Source organism: Marinomonas profundimaris, assembly GCF_000508165.1.
Lineage (GTDB): Bacteria > Pseudomonadota > Gammaproteobacteria > Pseudomonadales > Marinomonadaceae > Marinomonas > Marinomonas profundimaris.
This window is the reverse complement of sequence record NZ_AYOZ01000061.1, coordinates 56,994-72,574: the sequence shown is the minus strand read 5'-3', so window position 1 is coordinate 72,574 and position 15,581 is coordinate 56,994. Positions and strand designations below refer to the sequence as shown.

Annotated in this window: 16 protein-coding genes and 3 tRNA genes; 12 read left to right on the top strand and 7 right to left on the bottom strand. The window is 42.3% G+C overall.

Annotation, left to right across the window (positions count from 1 at the left end; translation table 11 throughout):
- The first annotated feature begins 19 nt into the window (after positions 1–19).
- The 7 genes from tolA to nadA all read left to right on the top strand — a co-directional run bounded on the left by tolA (position 20) and on the right by nadA (position 4,909).
- Positions 20–922 (top strand): cell envelope integrity protein TolA, encoded by a 903-nt coding sequence (tolA, locus tag D104_RS35705; protein WP_235075968.1) that lies wholly within the window; start codon positions 20–22, stop codon positions 920–922.
- On the top strand, positions 922–2,220 hold the full coding sequence (gene tolB, locus D104_RS35700) for a Tol-Pal system beta propeller repeat protein TolB (protein WP_024025478.1): 1,299 nt from the start codon (positions 922–924) through the stop codon (positions 2,218–2,220). Before tolA ends, tolB begins: the two co-directional genes overlap by 1 nt.
- 19 nt (positions 2,221–2,239) lie before the next feature.
- Positions 2,240–2,818: a peptidoglycan-associated lipoprotein Pal gene (pal, locus tag D104_RS35695; protein WP_024025477.1), complete on the top strand. Its 579-nt coding sequence runs from the start codon at positions 2,240–2,242 to the stop codon at positions 2,816–2,818.
- A complete protein-coding gene (gene ybgF / locus D104_RS35690; protein WP_024025476.1) occupies positions 2,818–3,600 on the top strand; it encodes a tol-pal system protein YbgF in 783 nt (260 codons plus the stop codon). The genes pal and ybgF overlap by 1 nt, the downstream gene beginning before the upstream one ends.
- Positions 3,601–3,641: 41 nt before the next feature.
- Positions 3,642–3,717, top strand: a tRNA-Lys gene (locus D104_RS35685).
- 28 nt (positions 3,718–3,745) lie between these two features.
- Positions 3,746–3,821, top strand: a tRNA-Lys gene (locus tag D104_RS35680).
- A 41-nt stretch (positions 3,822–3,862) separates the two neighbouring features.
- Positions 3,863–4,909: a quinolinate synthase NadA gene (nadA, locus tag D104_RS35675; RefSeq protein WP_024025475.1), complete on the top strand. Its 1,047-nt coding sequence runs from the start codon at positions 3,863–3,865 to the stop codon at positions 4,907–4,909.
- Positions 4,910–4,930: 21 nt separating this feature from the next.
- Here the strand turns inward: nadA and D104_RS35670 are convergent, their stop codons facing one another.
- The gene (locus tag D104_RS35670) at positions 4,931–6,442 is read right to left on the bottom strand and encodes a coiled-coil domain-containing protein (RefSeq protein WP_235075967.1); all 1,512 of its coding nucleotides are present in this window, start codon (positions 6,440–6,442) and stop codon (positions 4,931–4,933) included.
- A 124-nt stretch (positions 6,443–6,566) separates the two neighbouring features.
- Between D104_RS35670 and D104_RS35665 the strand changes: the two genes are divergently transcribed.
- Positions 6,567–7,133, top strand: coding sequence for a nitroreductase family protein (locus tag D104_RS35665; RefSeq protein ID WP_024025473.1), 567 nt, complete (start codon positions 6,567–6,569; stop codon positions 7,131–7,133).
- 92 nt (positions 7,134–7,225) lie between these two features.
- Positions 7,226–7,313 (top strand) — tRNA-Ser (locus tag D104_RS35660).
- Positions 7,314–7,460: 147 nt separating this feature from the next.
- On the opposite strand, the gene D104_RS35655 is transcribed toward D104_RS35660, so the two are convergent.
- The 3 genes from D104_RS35655 to yciH all read right to left on the bottom strand — a co-directional run bounded on the left by D104_RS35655 (position 7,461) and on the right by yciH (position 9,437).
- A complete protein-coding gene (locus D104_RS35655; protein WP_024025472.1) occupies positions 7,461–7,871 on the bottom strand; it encodes an acyl-CoA thioesterase in 411 nt (136 codons plus the stop codon).
- A 27-nt stretch (positions 7,872–7,898) separates the two neighbouring features.
- The gene (locus tag D104_RS35650) at positions 7,899–8,927 is read right to left on the bottom strand and encodes a GGDEF domain-containing protein (RefSeq protein WP_024025471.1); all 1,029 of its coding nucleotides are present in this window, start codon (positions 8,925–8,927) and stop codon (positions 7,899–7,901) included.
- A 165-nt stretch (positions 8,928–9,092) separates the two neighbouring features.
- Positions 9,093–9,437, bottom strand: a complete 345-nt coding sequence (gene yciH / locus D104_RS35645; RefSeq protein WP_024025470.1) for a stress response translation initiation inhibitor YciH — start codon at positions 9,435–9,437, stop codon at positions 9,093–9,095.
- Positions 9,438–9,583: 146 nt separating this feature from the next.
- Between yciH and D104_RS35640 the strand changes: the two genes are divergently transcribed.
- Positions 9,584–10,093 (top strand): GNAT family N-acetyltransferase, encoded by a 510-nt coding sequence (locus D104_RS35640; RefSeq protein ID WP_024025469.1) that lies wholly within the window; start codon positions 9,584–9,586, stop codon positions 10,091–10,093.
- Here D104_RS35640 and D104_RS35635 read toward each other — a convergent pair.
- From D104_RS35635 to D104_RS35625, 3 genes are read right to left on the bottom strand one after another with little or no spacing between them, the layout of a single operon-like run.
- Positions 10,073–10,819, bottom strand: coding sequence for a pseudouridine synthase (locus D104_RS35635; RefSeq protein ID WP_024025468.1), 747 nt, complete (start codon positions 10,817–10,819; stop codon positions 10,073–10,075). The genes D104_RS35640 and D104_RS35635 overlap by 21 nt on opposite strands.
- Positions 10,819–11,754: a D-2-hydroxyacid dehydrogenase gene (locus tag D104_RS35630; RefSeq protein WP_024025467.1), complete on the bottom strand. Its 936-nt coding sequence runs from the start codon at positions 11,752–11,754 to the stop codon at positions 10,819–10,821. The genes D104_RS35635 and D104_RS35630 overlap by 1 nt, the downstream gene beginning before the upstream one ends.
- Before the next feature lie 10 nt (positions 11,755–11,764).
- Positions 11,765–12,391, bottom strand: a complete 627-nt coding sequence (locus tag D104_RS35625) for an arylesterase (RefSeq protein ID WP_024025466.1) — start codon at positions 12,389–12,391, stop codon at positions 11,765–11,767.
- Between the two features lie 25 nt (positions 12,392–12,416).
- On the opposite strand from D104_RS35625, the gene D104_RS35620 reads away from it, so the two are divergent.
- Positions 12,417–13,100: an ABC transporter ATP-binding protein gene (locus tag D104_RS35620; RefSeq protein ID WP_024025465.1), complete on the top strand. Its 684-nt coding sequence runs from the start codon at positions 12,417–12,419 to the stop codon at positions 13,098–13,100.
- Positions 13,097–15,556, top strand: a complete 2,460-nt coding sequence (locus tag D104_RS35615; RefSeq protein WP_024025464.1) for an ABC transporter permease — start codon at positions 13,097–13,099, stop codon at positions 15,554–15,556. Before D104_RS35620 ends, D104_RS35615 begins: the two co-directional genes overlap by 4 nt.
- The last annotated feature ends 25 nt before the right edge of the window (positions 15,557–15,581 follow it).

Below are 15,581 nucleotides of genomic sequence, written 5' to 3'. Positions count from 1 at the left end.
TAGTTATGGCGTTCCGATTTTGCTTGCGGTCGGCTTGCACCTTGGCATTGTAATAGTTGGCTTATTCGCGGTTGATTTTAGCGATAGCGCGCCTCAAACGCCTAAAAGGTCGCCTATTGTAAATGCTACGGTTGTTGATATATCACAGACAATAATTGGTAAGCGCGAAGCGGAAGAAAAAGCCACAATAAAACGTCAAGCCGTAGTAGCAGAAAAAAAGAAAAAAGAAGCCGAACAAAAACGAAAAAATGACGCCAAACAAAAAGCGCTGGATGAAAAAAAGAAGAAAATTGCACAAGCAAAGCAGGTAGAAATAAAAGCGGCAGAGGCGTTAAAAAAATCGAATGAATCCAAGCGCCTTGCAGAACAGAAACGTGTAGAAAAAGAAACGGAGCAAAAACGAATAGCGCAAGAAGCAGACAAGAAACGCCGTACAGAAGAGGCCAATGAAAAAGAACGGCAACGTAAAGAACTTGTTCGCAAAGCTGAGGTCGAACGCCTAGCTGAAGAAGAGCGCAAAAGGCAAGAAGAGACAGTAAGGTTGGCCGAGCAACAAAAGAGAGAAGATGAGGCTGCCCAAGCTGCAGCGGAAGAGGCGCAGCAACGCGCTGCAGAAGAAGCTCAAATGGTTCAATCTATCAGCAGCTTGATTAATAATCGGGTTACTGCAGTATGGAATCGACCTCCTAGTGCAAGAAATGGCATGAAAACACAACTGCGAATCTACTTTTTACCAAATGGTGAAGTGATGAATGCACAAGTAACCAGTAGTAGCGGCGATGCTTTATTTGATCAAAGAGCCGTTGATGCCGTTTATAAAGTTAAAAAGATTGAAGAGTTAGCGGATGTTGATTCGTATATTTTCGAACGTAATTTTCGTCAGGTAGATTTGATTTTTAACCCGCAGGATTTGAGAAATTAATGATGTTTAAAAAATGGCTGAGTGTTATTTTCACTTGCGTTGTATTTGTAGGAGCCGCGAGAGCTCAACTAGTAATTGAGATTACCAGCGGTGCGGACCAACTTCTCCCCGTCGCAGTTGTTCCCTTTGGTTATAATGGTGTTGATGCTTTGCCGGAAGATATCGCGCAAATTGTTGAAAGCGATTTGGCAAGGAGTGGTTTGTTTCAGCCTATCCCGCGATCTAATATGCTAAGCATGCCATCAAAAGAATCAGATGTTTTTTATCGTGACTGGCGACTATTGAAAAGCGATTATGTTGTCATTGGTAGTATTCAAAAGCTGACAAATAACCAGTATCGAATCGGCTTTGAATTGTTGAATGTTTTGAGTCAAAAGCCAGTTCAAAAGCACAGCTCTATTGATGTGAGTGCAAGAAATTTTAGAGACGCGGCACATTATATCAGCGACAAAGTGTATGAATTGTTAACAGGAACAAAAGGCGCCTTTAGCACAAGAATACTGTACGTTACTGCTGAAGGAGATAAGAGGGCGCCTTTATTCAAACTACAGGTAGCGGATGCTGATGGGCACAGGCCTCAAGTAGTGGTTGAATCTAAAGAGCCTATATTATCGCCATCGTGGAGCAGTGATGGTCGTGATATCGCTTATGTTATGTTTAGAAATCGCCGACCAAATATATTCATACAAGAACTGGCGACAGGTAAGCGCCAACAAATTGCGCAATTCAGAGGATTAAATGGTGCACCTGCATGGTCCCCTGATGGTAAAAAATTAGCGTTGGTATTGTCTAAAGATAACAACCCTGAAATTTATACTTTGGACATTGCAACACAAAAACTTGAGCGTATGACAAATCATTATGCTATTGATACTGAACCAAGCTGGGAACCAGATGGTAAAGGAATTGTATTCACATCTGATCGAGGCGGAAATCCGCAGATATATCGGTTAGATGTAAATAGTAAGCGAGTCGAGAGGGTTACTTTTGAAGGTGACCTAAATACCAGAGCAAGAATGACGCCTGATGGCCGATATCTCGTGACGGTCCAAAAGAACGACGGCAACTATCATATTGCACTACAGGATATGAAAACAGGCCGAGTTCAGGTTCTCACAGAAACTTACTTAGACGAATCGCCAAGCATTGCGCCAAATGGTAGCATGGTGATGTATGCCACAACCTATCAAGGAAAGGGTATCTTAGCCGTAGTTTCCGTTGATGGACTGGTAAAATATAGGTTACCATCAGCAGAGGGTGATGTACGTGAACCATCTTGGTCCCCGTATTTCAAATAAAGACATTGAGGAGTGAATAATGAGTGTAAACAAACTAGGTAAGTTTGCTGTAATTGGTTTATCTGCAGCTTGGATTGCGGGTTGTAGTACTACTGCTACTGATACTGATTCTTCAACTGTTGCTGAAGATGCTGCATCAACAGAACAAGCGAATGAAGCAACTGACAGTTCTGACCAAGCATTTGGTGCAGGCGAAGAAGGTGCTTTAACAAGCGTTATTGTTGAAGAAACAGAAGCGACAGAAGAAACAGCAATGGATTCATTGGCTGGCGTGGAAACCGTTTTTTACTTTGACTTCGATAAGTCAATTGTACGCCCTGAGTCTCGTGAAGCCCTAGCTAAACACGCTGAATACCTTGTAGCCAATCCTGATGCTCGTATCGTATTGGAAGGTCATGCAGATGAGCGTGGTACACGTGAATACAACATGGCTCTTGGTGAGCGTCGTGCTAAAGCAATCAGTCGTTACTTAACGATCCAAGGCGTAGCCGCTTCTCAAATTGAGACAGTAAGCTTTGGTGAAGAAGTGCCTGTTGCATTTGGTCATGATAGCAACGCTTGGCAGTTAAACCGTCGAGTTGAAGTACGTTACGAATAATGTTCTATAAAGATGTGAAAATTCACTCTTTAGCAATGGCGCTGTTTTTTACAGCGCCATTTGCTTGGGCGGAATCTCCGCAAGCAAACAGTGGCCTTTCACCCGGCGCTGCTGCGGACTTACTTTTCCAATTGGACACTTTGCAACAAGAAGTTCAAAGTCTTCGTGGTCAATTAGAAGAGCAAGGGCATGAGTTAAGATTAATGAAGCAGAGCCAAAGAGATAGATATATTGATCTCGATAAGCGCATATCCTTATTGATGTCTGCATCATCAAGTCAACCAAATAACTCATTACCGCAAAAGACCGTACAAGTACCCGCTCAAGTGCCAGCAGAGAAAGTGAAAGCAACTGCAAGTGCATTGATTGCCTCTCCTTTGGCACCTGTAACATTACAGCCGCCAACGGCAGAATCTCAACAAGCTTATAACAATGCCTACAATCTTATTCGTCAAAGAAAATTTGATGAAGCGGAAAGTGCGTTTGATAAGTTTGTTAAAGACTTCCCAAATAACTCTTTGACTGGTAATGGCTATTACTGGTTAGGGGAAGTGAAGTTGGTTCAAGGAAAGCCTAGGGAAGCGTTAGAAGCCTTTTCCACTGTAATTCAGAGCTTTCCAGGGCATGCCAAAGAACAGGACTCATTGTATAAGCTAGGCACTGTCAACGATCAGCTTGGCGATAGTGTAAAAGCTAAGTCTTATTTACAAGACGTCATTAGACGCTTTCCTGATACTAAAGCGGCTAAGCTATCCGCTGGATATTTAAGTAAAATTAAATAACTTGCATTCCTCAACGGGCTCTGTATTATACGCAACCCGTTGGGTCGTTAGCTCAGTTGGTAGAGCAGTTGACTTTTAATAAATTGGTCACTGGTTCGAATCCAGTACGACCCACCAACATTGTTTTATTCCTTTTGTGATTTTTGGGTCGTTAGCTCAGTTGGTAGAGCAGTTGACTTTTACTCAATTGTTCACTGGTTCGAATCCAGTACGACCCACCAAAAACACTCATTCCGCTCCCAGTTTCTTAAGGGGTAATGAAATGTCCGAACTTTTCAATAAAGCAGCGCTTCGAGATACCGTTCAAAAGTATCTAACAGAGGCTGAAAAAATTCTTGAAACACCCGCTGTTGATGATCAAAAAATTCGTAGTGAAATCAAGTCTTTACTTAAGCAAAAAAACGCTGTTTTAGTGGCGCACTACTACACAGAGGATGCTATTCAGGAATTGGCTGAGGAAACCGGCGGCGTTATTGCAGACTCATTGGAAATGGCGCGTTTCGGAGCAAATCACCCAGCCGATACTTTGGTAGTAGCGGGCGTAAAATTCATGGGTGAAACCGCCAAAATCTTGAGCCCAGAAAAAACCATTCTAATGCCAACATTAGAGGCAACATGTTCTCTAGATATTGGCTGCCCAATCGACGAATTTTCAGCATTTTGTGATCAATACCCCGATAGAAAAGTGGTTGTCTATGCAAACACCTCTGCGGCAGTAAAAGCGCGAGCAGATTGGGTGGTTACCTCCAGCATTGCGCTAGATGTTGTTGAGCACCTCGTGGATCAAGGTGAAAAAATCATCTGGGCGCCTGATCAGCATTTAGGCGGATATATTCAGCGCGAAACCGGTGCGGACATGATTCTTTGGGATGGCGCTTGTATCGTACATGAAGAATTTAAAGCGAAGGGCATCTTGGATCTTAAAACGATTTATCCCGATGCTGCCATACTAGTACATCCAGAATCTCCTGAACCTGTTGTTGAAATAGCAGATGTTGTGGGCTCCACTTCTCAGTTATTAAACGCGACCAAAACAATGTCTAACGAAACCTTTATTGTGGCAACAGACAGGGGGATCTTTTATAAAATGAAGCAAGCCTCGCCAGGTAAGCGGTTTATCGAGGCACCTACCGCAGGTTCAGGCGCAAATTGTAGAAGTTGTGCGCATTGCCCATGGATGGCGCTCAATAGCTTAGAAATGCTGCGAAATTCCCTTAGAGATGGTTCAGGTGAAATACATGTACCGGAAGAAACCAGAGTCAAAGCGCTTATTCCATTAGAGAGAATGTTAAATTTTCAGATGAAATGATGCAGCTATTTATTTGGGGAGCTAATCATTTAGCGTCCCCAAATATTTGATTTCTAAGTCTGAAAACGCAAGTTGTAACCTATCACACTCAAGACTTCGCTTGTTATAAACCACTCTAAGCGCCTGAAAGTCTTTATTTGTCGCCATATCCAAAAGCTTTTCCTTTAGCTCAGTTGTTTGTTGGGCGAGCTTTTTATTTCTCTCTCGCTGCTCAATAAGGGGCTTAGATTGACTTAAAGTGCTTTCGCCGCCATCAACAGTAAGGTTTGCTACCTTTTCTCTTAATTCTTGGTTGGTGTCTTCTGCGGTCTCTAGCTCTTGCGCAAGTAGGGTGACGCATGTTTCCGATTCCTGCAGCAAGCGCTCCAACATTTTTGTGTCTTTATCTTGTTCTATTAAGCTTTCCGAAGACATGGTCTCAAGCGCAGAATCCAAATCACTACGAAGCGAGCCAAGCGTTTCCTTTTGATTTGCATTCAATGTTTGTAAGTTGCCGATGGCCGTTTCATTACTCTGATTGAGTTGTCTCTCCATCTCAGCAAGCCTTACATCTTTTGCGCTAATATCTTGTCTTAAAGACACAATAGAGAGGTTTGATGTCTCAAGTTCATTTTCCAGCTGGGCAATTAGACTTTGAGACTCTTCTGACATTCGTGCCATTTTGGCAATAGCCACTTTTTGGGCCTCAACGGCATCTTGCGAATTGTTGTTTTTACTGGCTTTCTCTATTTCAATTTTAAGCTGATCAATAACCATTTGTTGACGAGAAGATAGGTTGCTTAAACTTGATATTTGTTTATAGGAATCACTTCGGCTTTGTTTCTCTTGTTTTTGAGCCGTTGGGACATCCAATTTGAATTCAGCGAAACCGCCTGCACTTTCTGTCTGGGCCTTTTCGAGATTTTTAATTTTTTCCTGCAATCCAGACACTTCAATTTCTAAGCGGGCTTGCTCGGACTTTTTAACACCTAATTGCTTAATGCGTTTTTTTGCTCTTTCGATATTTTTTCTCAAATCTTCATTTAATGCATACTGACTCTTTGATAATGACTCTTTCATTATCAACAACTCCGTCGTCTGATGAAGTTCCTCTTCCATTTCTTTTAAATCTTGATGCAGTTCATCTATGTTGGTGGTTTGAAGTTTCGGTGCTGATAGTGCATACAGGAGTGCGGATAAGAACCGATTTAAAATAGGCTTTGGCTTTTCACTGGCTTGGTTCAACAGAATGGCTCTCTCCGCCTTTAATGCCGTCCCCCAAATCTTCAAACGGTTAATCTCATGCTGATCCATTTTAGCTGGCACAATGGAGTTAGCGGCAAAATTGATTTGCAAGTCTAGGAAGTGAGCCAACCCTTTATAGCTATCAGCGTTTTCCTTAACCTCAGGATCTTCTACTTCATTATTTGCGCCGACATCTGGTGCGGCGTCATTCTTGTCATTTATTTTTTTACGAAGAGTACGTGACAGCCATATAAAAGTAAGATTGGCCAATAAAAGAAAAGTACTAAGCTCCAGCAGCGTCCAAACCAACCACTTTGACATAAAAAACCTCTAGACCCAGCGATAATATATGAGATATCCATTATCATTAAACACTAGCAAATCATCGTTTTAACTTGCCACTTTCCCTTATATTAACGGAATAAATTATTTTATGAGTAAAGAATTTATAACATTCATGCGAAATCGTGTGTCTCAGCCAATGCTTACCGAGCCAGCACCATCTGAAATTGAATGGGATTCTATTCTTAGTGCCGCCAGTCGTGCAGCAGATCATGGCAACTTAAAACCGTGGCGATTTAGAATATACGAAGGGGAGGGTCGAGCAAAACTCGGGCAAATTTATTGGCACCACGCTCTGTCTGAAGTGGATTCAATGCCAGCATCAAAAGAAGAATCATTTATTAAGAAGGCTTACAGGGCGCCAGCCGTTTTATTAATCTATGCACACATACAAGATCACCCTAAAGTTCCCCCTGTAGAGCAAATTATGGCTACTTCTGCCGCCGCTCAACAAGTGCTATTGGGTCTTAATGCGTTAGGTTATGGCGGAATGTGGCGTAGTGGCCCAGCGTGTTTCACGCAAAAAACGAAAACACTTCTGTCGCTTGAGGATAACGACCAAATAATAGGGCTTATTTATGCAGGGACGCCTAAAGATAAATCGATTATGGCCCGTGAGGTTGAGCTTAGTAGCAACCTCGAATGGGTAAGGGATTAATTTATAAGGTTAATTGCTTAAAAATGGGTTGCAAAGAACGATCTTCATCATTATCATACGCGCACAAATTACGCATTGCGTGAAAAAGTTTTGGTGAGCTGTCCGAGTGGCCGAAGGAGCACGCCTGGAAAGCGTGTATGTCGAAAGGCATCAAGAGTTCGAATCTCTTGCTCACCGCCATTATAAAAAAAGACGTCCTTGGACGTCTTTTTTTTCGCCTAAATTTTGGCTAAATATACTTTTGGTGATTGGGTGGGTTTTATGAAGCCCGCTCATTTGCGTTTTATGCTAGTGATTAGGCTTCCTTAATTTATATGATTTGGATATTTAGTCATCAATCAATAGGTTTGCCCGTTCGAAGATAATAGGGCGGCCCTCTGTTGTTGTCGATGTGACGGTCATCGTGGCATTTAACATCAATTGATCATCTTGACCACGGTATACGTTTTGATAAAACGCCAGCTTTAGTTTCGAAAGCCTCTCAACCCTTGTTTTAATATAGAAGCAATCGCCACTTTGTAACGAACGTTTGTATTCAACCTCTGCTTTTATGAGTACGAGGTTAATACCTTGTCTGGTTATTTCAGCAAAGTCCAAACCTCTTGACTTAATAAACTGATGCCGCGCATGCTCCAGATAGTTCTGGTAAACGGCGTTGTTCACTATGCCTTGCATATCGCACTCATAATCTCGAACTTCGAAGTAAGCGTGATTTGATGAGTTTAGATTGTCCTTCATGCGATAACCTCAGAAAGAAATGAATTTTTATTCATGGTGAGCAACGCAGTTTTTACCTGAACGCTTTGCGTACAACAAATAATGCTGAGCTCGTTTGATCAGTTCATTTGGGCTTTCATCTCCGTATAAAGTTGCCACACCAATTGAGACAGTAACTTGCCGAAGAAGTACCTTGGTATTTTTGTAACGGATTTTCTGGATAGAAACCTCATTGCGTAGTGTCTCCGCCAGTTGGGAGGCCACACTTAACTCAGTTTCTCCTAACAACATGGCAAATTGACCGCCATTTATGCGTGCGATAAAGCCGTTCTCAGGCAATTTATTTAACAGTAATTTTGCAATATAGCGAATGAGTGATGTCCCCGCTTTTTTATCGTATTTTTGATTAATTTCACCCAAGTCATCAATATCAATAAGCAGTAAGGTTAAATCATCTTCCGCATGCGGAACGAGAGAGAATAGCGCTCGCTCAAAACCTTTTCCATTTGAAAGTAAGGTCATCGTATCAAGTTCAGTGCTTTTCTTGGCATCAGACAATTCAGATCTGAGTGCAGCCAGTTCTTCTTGCGCGGCATACAATGATCGACCGAAAACTTCGATGGCTTGATTTGCTTTAAAGGCGCCTTTATCAAGCAAAAGGGCGAGATGCTCAACCTGCGATGTGTCCTTGGTGTTTTTTAATGCTTTTCTTGTGTTTTTAAGCGTTCTATTAAAGGTTGCAAGCTCACTGGTAACACTTGTTGTTTCTGTTTCTAAGTTTTCAGTAAGACTGGTTAAAGCAGAGCCTTGGCGTTGGGTGTGTTGATGCTCTTCTGGCAATAAGAACTCGTTAAAGAGTTCTTTTGAAACAAATGCGGGCAGACTTCCAAATCGGCGTAGAGCACGATCCACCACTTGATTGAGCTTTGGATTTCTATTTGAAGAGTATTCATACCAAATCCCGTAATTGTAGGGGGTAGGGGGTATGTCTAACTTAACCATAAGCGGAATTGCCGATCGCATGAGCTGATTCGCTTGTTTTATATTGTGTTGGAACATTGAAACCTCTGCTGCCATTTATTAACCACTAAGACGTCCCATTTCATTGGTGGTAGTTCATGCTCATATAAATGAGTCTTGAAGCTCGATCACTTTACGGCTTCTTTTTCTTATCGTGGTTTAGTTGCACTTCATTGTTCTTGAAAACAAAAATATAGTAAAACTATTAGTTCTTAATAGCCATTAGCCACCTGAAAATTTACTCGAATAACCGGCTTTTTCCAGTAGTTCTTTTATTTTTTGGCGGCTATCCCCTTGAATTTCGATCTGTCCATCTTTCACCGCGCCTCCAGTACCACACTGAGCCTTGAGTTTTTTTCCTAATAGCTTTAGTTCGTCTTGTGTCATTGGGAGCCCTGTAATCACAGTGACGCCTTTTCCTTTACGACCTTTAGTTTCTAAACTTATTAGGATCTTTCCATTGCCAACCGCTTGTGCATTTTTACATTGGCATTCCGCAATAGAACACTCACAATCTGGGCAAAGCCGACCTTGATCGGTTGAATAGACAACATTTCGGCTCTTCATAAATAGCGGTTCCTCGATCAATGATTAAAAGGCGGCATTCTACCATCTCAATGAATCTTATCGAGATAAAAAATGCATTATTCGGCATTCCAACAAGTTCTACACTAAACTAAGAACATCTCTAATTTGAAAGCGCATACTTGACCATGAAAAACACGTTAATCATCCGACAAGCTACAGAAGCCGATCTTAGAAGTATTTTATTGTTTGAGTTTAGAAATAGAGGCTGGTTTTCTCAGTTCCTGCCAAGTCAAATGCTGCGCCAACAAACGGAGTTCTATTTCAAACATTTACTTCGAAGCCATCTTAAGCGAATGCAGTACTTGGTTTATTTACCAAACGATGTCTTGATCGGGCGGTTCAATGGGCAAATTTTGGACGATAAAAATCTCTCAATGGAGGTGTCTTATCGAATTGCTAAGACATTCACCAACCAAGGTATTGCTCAATACGTGCTCAAAAATTTACTGCTTATTTGGGCGAGTAGTGGCGTAAGGGAAGTGTATGCTCAAGTTGCAGATCATAATAAAGCCTCAATTAAAGTCCTTTTATCTTGCGGCTTTGAAATGAATGAAATTCAAAAGGATGCAATTAATTTAGAGCCAGATATTCATGACTGTTGGGTATTTCGCTGGTCAAATGGTATTAGTGGTTGAACCGATTTTATGACTTTCTAATATCGTTAAGATGTTTAGTATTTTGTCACTTAACCCCGCTTCCACTGTCATTTCTTGGTCTGTTATTGGGTGAACAAACTGGAGTCTAGAAGCGTGAAGCATTAATCTGAAATCATCCGGCCAAATGTCTTTTACTGCTTTGTTTATATGGCGACAGCCATAACACGAATCACCAACAAGCGGATTTAATAGATGTTTAAAATGCCGACGGATTTGATGCTTTCTACCTTGCTTCGGAGTTACTTCAACCCAACTCAAACGCATACTATCGTAACGACTAACAGACACTGGAAGTTGATATTGAGCGAGCCTAACAAACTGCGTTTCCGCTTCCTTTTCAGTGCCTTCAATTTTAAATCGTGATCGGCCCTTTTGCTCATTGAGTTTTGCTAGAGGATAATCGATAACACCGACCGCATCACAAAAACCCCTTACCAAACAGTGGTATGTCTTTTGTGTTTTAGATTCTGAAAATTGAACAGAAAGTCGCCTTGCCACTTCTGGACTATATGCCATGACCAATACGCCAGAAGTACCACGATCAAGACGATGAACAGGGAATACCCATTTGCCTGTCTGATCTCTTAGCCTCTGAACGACGGCATCCTCTTCTTCTTTCGCTAAGTGCGTCCGATGCACGAGTAATCCAGCGGGCTTATTGACGACAACAAGGTGTTCGTCTTCAAATAAAATATCTAACATCATTATGTTTTATCTATAAAAGCAGTTATTTTTTTCATCGCAATATTTACTAAGGTTTGCATCGCCTCGTCGCTTGCCCACGCAATGTGTGGCGTCAGTAAAAAATTGGGGCGTTTAGTCAATGCCTGAAGTGGATGGTCAAGTAGCATAGGTTCTTGAGTAGCAACATCAAATGCCGCTCCCGCAATCGTGTTTTTATCAAACGCTCTGACTAATGCGTGTTCATCCACAATGCCGCCACGACTGATGTTCAATAATAGGCAGCTTGGTTTCATTCGTAAAAACTCATCATCACCAATCAAATTTTTAGTGTCGTCTGTTAAGGGACAATTTACGCTTATTACATCCGCTAACGCGAGTGCGTCCTGAAAACTCACATACCCTGCCCGAATGGTTTTGGCGCCTTTTCGGTCAGCAAAAATCACCTTCATGTCGAACGCTTGAGCAATGGAAGCGACTTTTTTTCCTAACGTTCCGCCCCCAATAATGGCCAAAGTCGTCCCTGATAAATCTTTGATTGGGTAATCAAGAAAGCAAAAATGTTTTGAGTCTGCCCACTTTCCCGCTTTTATATCATCAAAATACGACGTTAAATTTCTACGCAGCGACAACAGCATAGCAAAAGTGTGCTCAGGAACACTGATTGTCGAATAGTCAGCGACATTTTGAACCGCAATTCCGCGGCTTGAGCAGGCTTTAATATCGACATTGTTTGTTCCCGTTGCCATGACTTGAACAAGACGCAAGTTTGTTGCACTTTCGATTGCGCTTGCGGTTAATACGACCTTATTGCTAAGAACAATATCCGCGTCTTTAATACGATCAGCGACTTGTTCAGGTGAGGAGTTCTCATATTCCATCACTTCAGATATTTTCGATGGATAATCTATTTTTACGTAATCAGGGAATGACCCTCTGTCTAGGAAAACCGCTTTCATTTATCTTTCCTTACTTCTTTGTCATTAGTGGTTGTAAATATGGCAAGATGTTTTGAAGCACAACAGGTTGGCCGTCTTTATTGGGATGAAGGCCATCGTCTTGCATTAGATCTTTGTTCAATGCGACACCTTTTAGCATAAATGGCATATAGGCGACGTTGTACTTACTCGCAATGTCTTTATACAAGTTAAAAAACATTTGGGTGTAGCGCTTGCCATAATTTTGAGGGATTTGATTGCCGATCAGCAAAGTGACCGCACCGACTTGCTGTGCCTGTTCAATCATTTTTTCAAGATTTAACGTGGTCTGATTTAAAGGGTAACCACGTAAAGCATCATTGGCGCCCAACTCTAACACAACCCATTTAGGTTTATGCGTTGCCAAAAGCGAACTAAAACGTGACAGACCACCTTGAGTGGTTTCGCCACTGACACTGGCATTAATTACTGAAACGTCAGGATGGGATTGAGAAAGTTGATTTTCCAGTAAACTAACCCAACCATCCTGTTGTCGTAAATTGTACGCGGCACTTAGGCTATCGCCCATAATGAGTAAAGTGGTCGCCGATGCATAACCACTCAGAAAGATAAGAGTGACGGCCGAACAAAACATTTTTAACTGTCTTTTTAAATACATATCAAACCTTTTAGAGTGAATCACTATGTCAAGAAACACCGCGATTAAAGTAACTAACTTAACTCACACCGTGACTTCGAATACAGGGGATTTAACCATATTGAAAGGAATAAATATGGAAATCAAGGAAAGTGAATCGGTCGCCATCGTCGGGGCATCTGGTTCAGGGAAATCCACTTTACTCGGTTTGCTCGCTGGATTAGACGTCAATACTTCGGGTGAAATTGTCCTTTATGGCAATCCTTTTTCAAGTCAGACGGAAGAGCAAAGGGCATTGGCGCGCGGTCAATACGTAGGTTTTGTATTTCAATCTTTTCATCTACTGCCCAGTCTTCAAGCCATCGAAAATGTGATGTTACCTGCTGAACTAAAAGGGGACAAAAAGGCAAGACAAAAAGCCGAAGCACTGCTTGAAAAAGTGGGTTTATCACACCGCTTAACGCATTATCCAAATCAGCTTTCAGGTGGAGAGCAACAACGAGTTGCGATTGCTCGAGCGTTCGCTTCTGATCCTAAGGTACTGTTTGCAGATGAGCCTACAGGGAACCTTGATGAAGACAATGGTAATTTAATCATTAAGCTGTTGTTCGAGCTTAATCAGTCTCAAGGAACAACGTTAGTTATGGTGACCCATGACAATGACCTCGCTAAAATGTGCGATCGTCAATTGATCATGTCTTCAGGCCAATTAACGGAAAAATCCCTATGAGTTTTACCTATCGCTTAATGTTAAGAGACCTTCGAAGCGGAGATTTGCTGACACTTCTTTTGGCATTGATTATTTCCGTTAGTACAGTGACGTCGATTGGCTTATTTATTGATCGCTTACAACTTTCGTTTGAACAAGAATCTGCTAACTTATTAGCTGCAGATCGATTGATCCGCTCAGATGACGCTATCCCAAATATATGGCAAACAAAGGCGGACGATTTAGGCCTAAAGCACGCTCAAAGAACCTCATTTACGACTATGATGTTCGCAGGTGATTCTCTTCAATTATCACAGTTAAGTGCGGTAAGTGAAGGCTACCCTCTTAAAGGCGCTTATCTCATTGATGACACTCTATTCGGTACTGGAAGCGCGTCGACCGGTATGCCAGTACAAGGCGAAATATGGGTTTCCTCTCGCCTTGCCAGCTTGCTAAACGTAACGATTGGGGATCAAATTGAAGTCGGCGATGTAACGCTAACGGTCATGAAATACTTAGTTCGAGACCCTGGGTCAAGCACGTCTGCCTTTGCAATTTCACCTCGCGCCGTTATGAATATGGTGGATCTAGCGGCGACTAATGTGATCATTCCGGGCAGTCGAGTTCGCTATTCGCTGCTACTTGCTGGTGAAAAATCGATTCTAGATCAATATGAAGCTTGGGTTATGCCTCAATTAAATGAAGGGCAGCGCTGGCAGACACCTACGCAGCGTGGCGAACGCATTGGCGATACCATTGGACGCGCAGAATCCTTTTTGCTGCTCGCAGGAACCTTGGCTGTTGTTATGTCGGGCGTCGCCATGGCGCTTGCCTCAGCTCGATTTGTAAAGCGTCACCTTATGCAAGTCGCGATTTTAAAAACACTGGGAGCAACGCCTCAACTGTTAGGAAAGATGTTCCTACAGCAGCTTTTGACATTATTTGTGGCGGGAGCGGTCATCGGGCTAGTAATAGGGTGGGGAATACAAGAAATTATTGCCTCTTTACTTTCAGGCTTAATGTCGACAACGTTGCCTGAGCCATCGGTGAGCCGCTTATGGTTGGGAGCAACAACAGGGCTAATTTCCATGTTGGTTTTTTGCCTGCCTCTTATATCTCATTTGACTAAAATATCACCCTTGTCTGTTCTCCAGCCCAATGCAAAAGTGGAATTAAACACTTTTGTCATTTATTTGATTGGCTTTATTGGTTTGTATGGGTTGATGTGTGTCTATACCAATGGTTTTTTACTGCCAAGTATTATGACGGCGGCAATTTTCGGCATAGCACTGCTCGTTGCTGGTATGGGCTGGCTTGCGTTTAAGCTTGGGCGCTCATTAACGTCTGGCGCTACCAGTGGCTGGCAAATTGGTCTCGCTTCTTTATACAGAAGGTTGGTTCCGAATTTGTTTCAGCTGTTGGTTTTTACTTTAATCATCATGCTGACCCTGATTCTCATCGGCGTAAAGTCGAGTTTGATTGCAGATTGGCAACAACAATTACCCGAAAACGCACCCAATCATTATTTATTTAACGTGCAAGCAAACCAAATAGAGCAGATTAATAACGAGACACACAAGCTCAATGTACAAACGTCCGATTGGTTTCCTATGGTGCGTGGCCGAGTAACTGCAGCGAATGGTGTCACCGTACAAAGTTTGTATCCAGATGATAAAGGCGAGCCTGAACTGTATGAGCGAGAACTGAATTTAACCTGGTCAGACACTCTTGGAAAAGGGAACGAACTCGTTTCAGGTGATTTTTCAGCGCAGGGTTTGTCCATTGAACAGCGCGTCGCTAAAGAAGCAAAACTCACTCTTGGCGACCAATTAACTCTTAACATTGGCGGCAATATCATGACCTTGCCTATCACGTCGGTACGAACGGTTGATTGGGGGTCGATGCAGCCCAACTTTTATCTAATCTTGCCTAAAAGTGCACTGGAGAATTACCCTGCCAACTTTGTGAGCAGCTTGTTCATTGATGATGCTTCAGCGCAACCATTCTATAAAGCGATGTCTCAATTTCCAACCGTATCGATTCTTAATGTTGGTGACATTCTCAAACAGATTCAGTCCATCATTGGCCAGTTGTCTCAAGCCATTCAACTGGTTTTGTTCTGTATTTTGAGTGCCGGCGCGCTGGTGTTACTGGCCAGTGTACGGTCTACTTTAGAAGAGCGATTAGAAGAGGGCGCATTACTGAGAGTCTTAGGCGCAAAAAGTTCGCTAGTAAGGCAGGCATTATTTGTCGAATTTGGTGCATTGGGATTCTTTTCTGGCCTTATCGCGGCGATAGGCGCTGAAATGTGTTTGTATGGCTTACAGGTGTTTGTATTCAATGCTGACGCAAGTTTTCACCCGTTGCTGTGGTTGTTTGGACCATTAATTGGCGTTTGCGTTATTTCAACCATCGGTATATTTGCCAGTAGAACTGTGTTAAAAGTGCCGCCTATGCTGTTATTGCGTGGTTTATAGTTAGCACTTTAAAATACACTGGGCT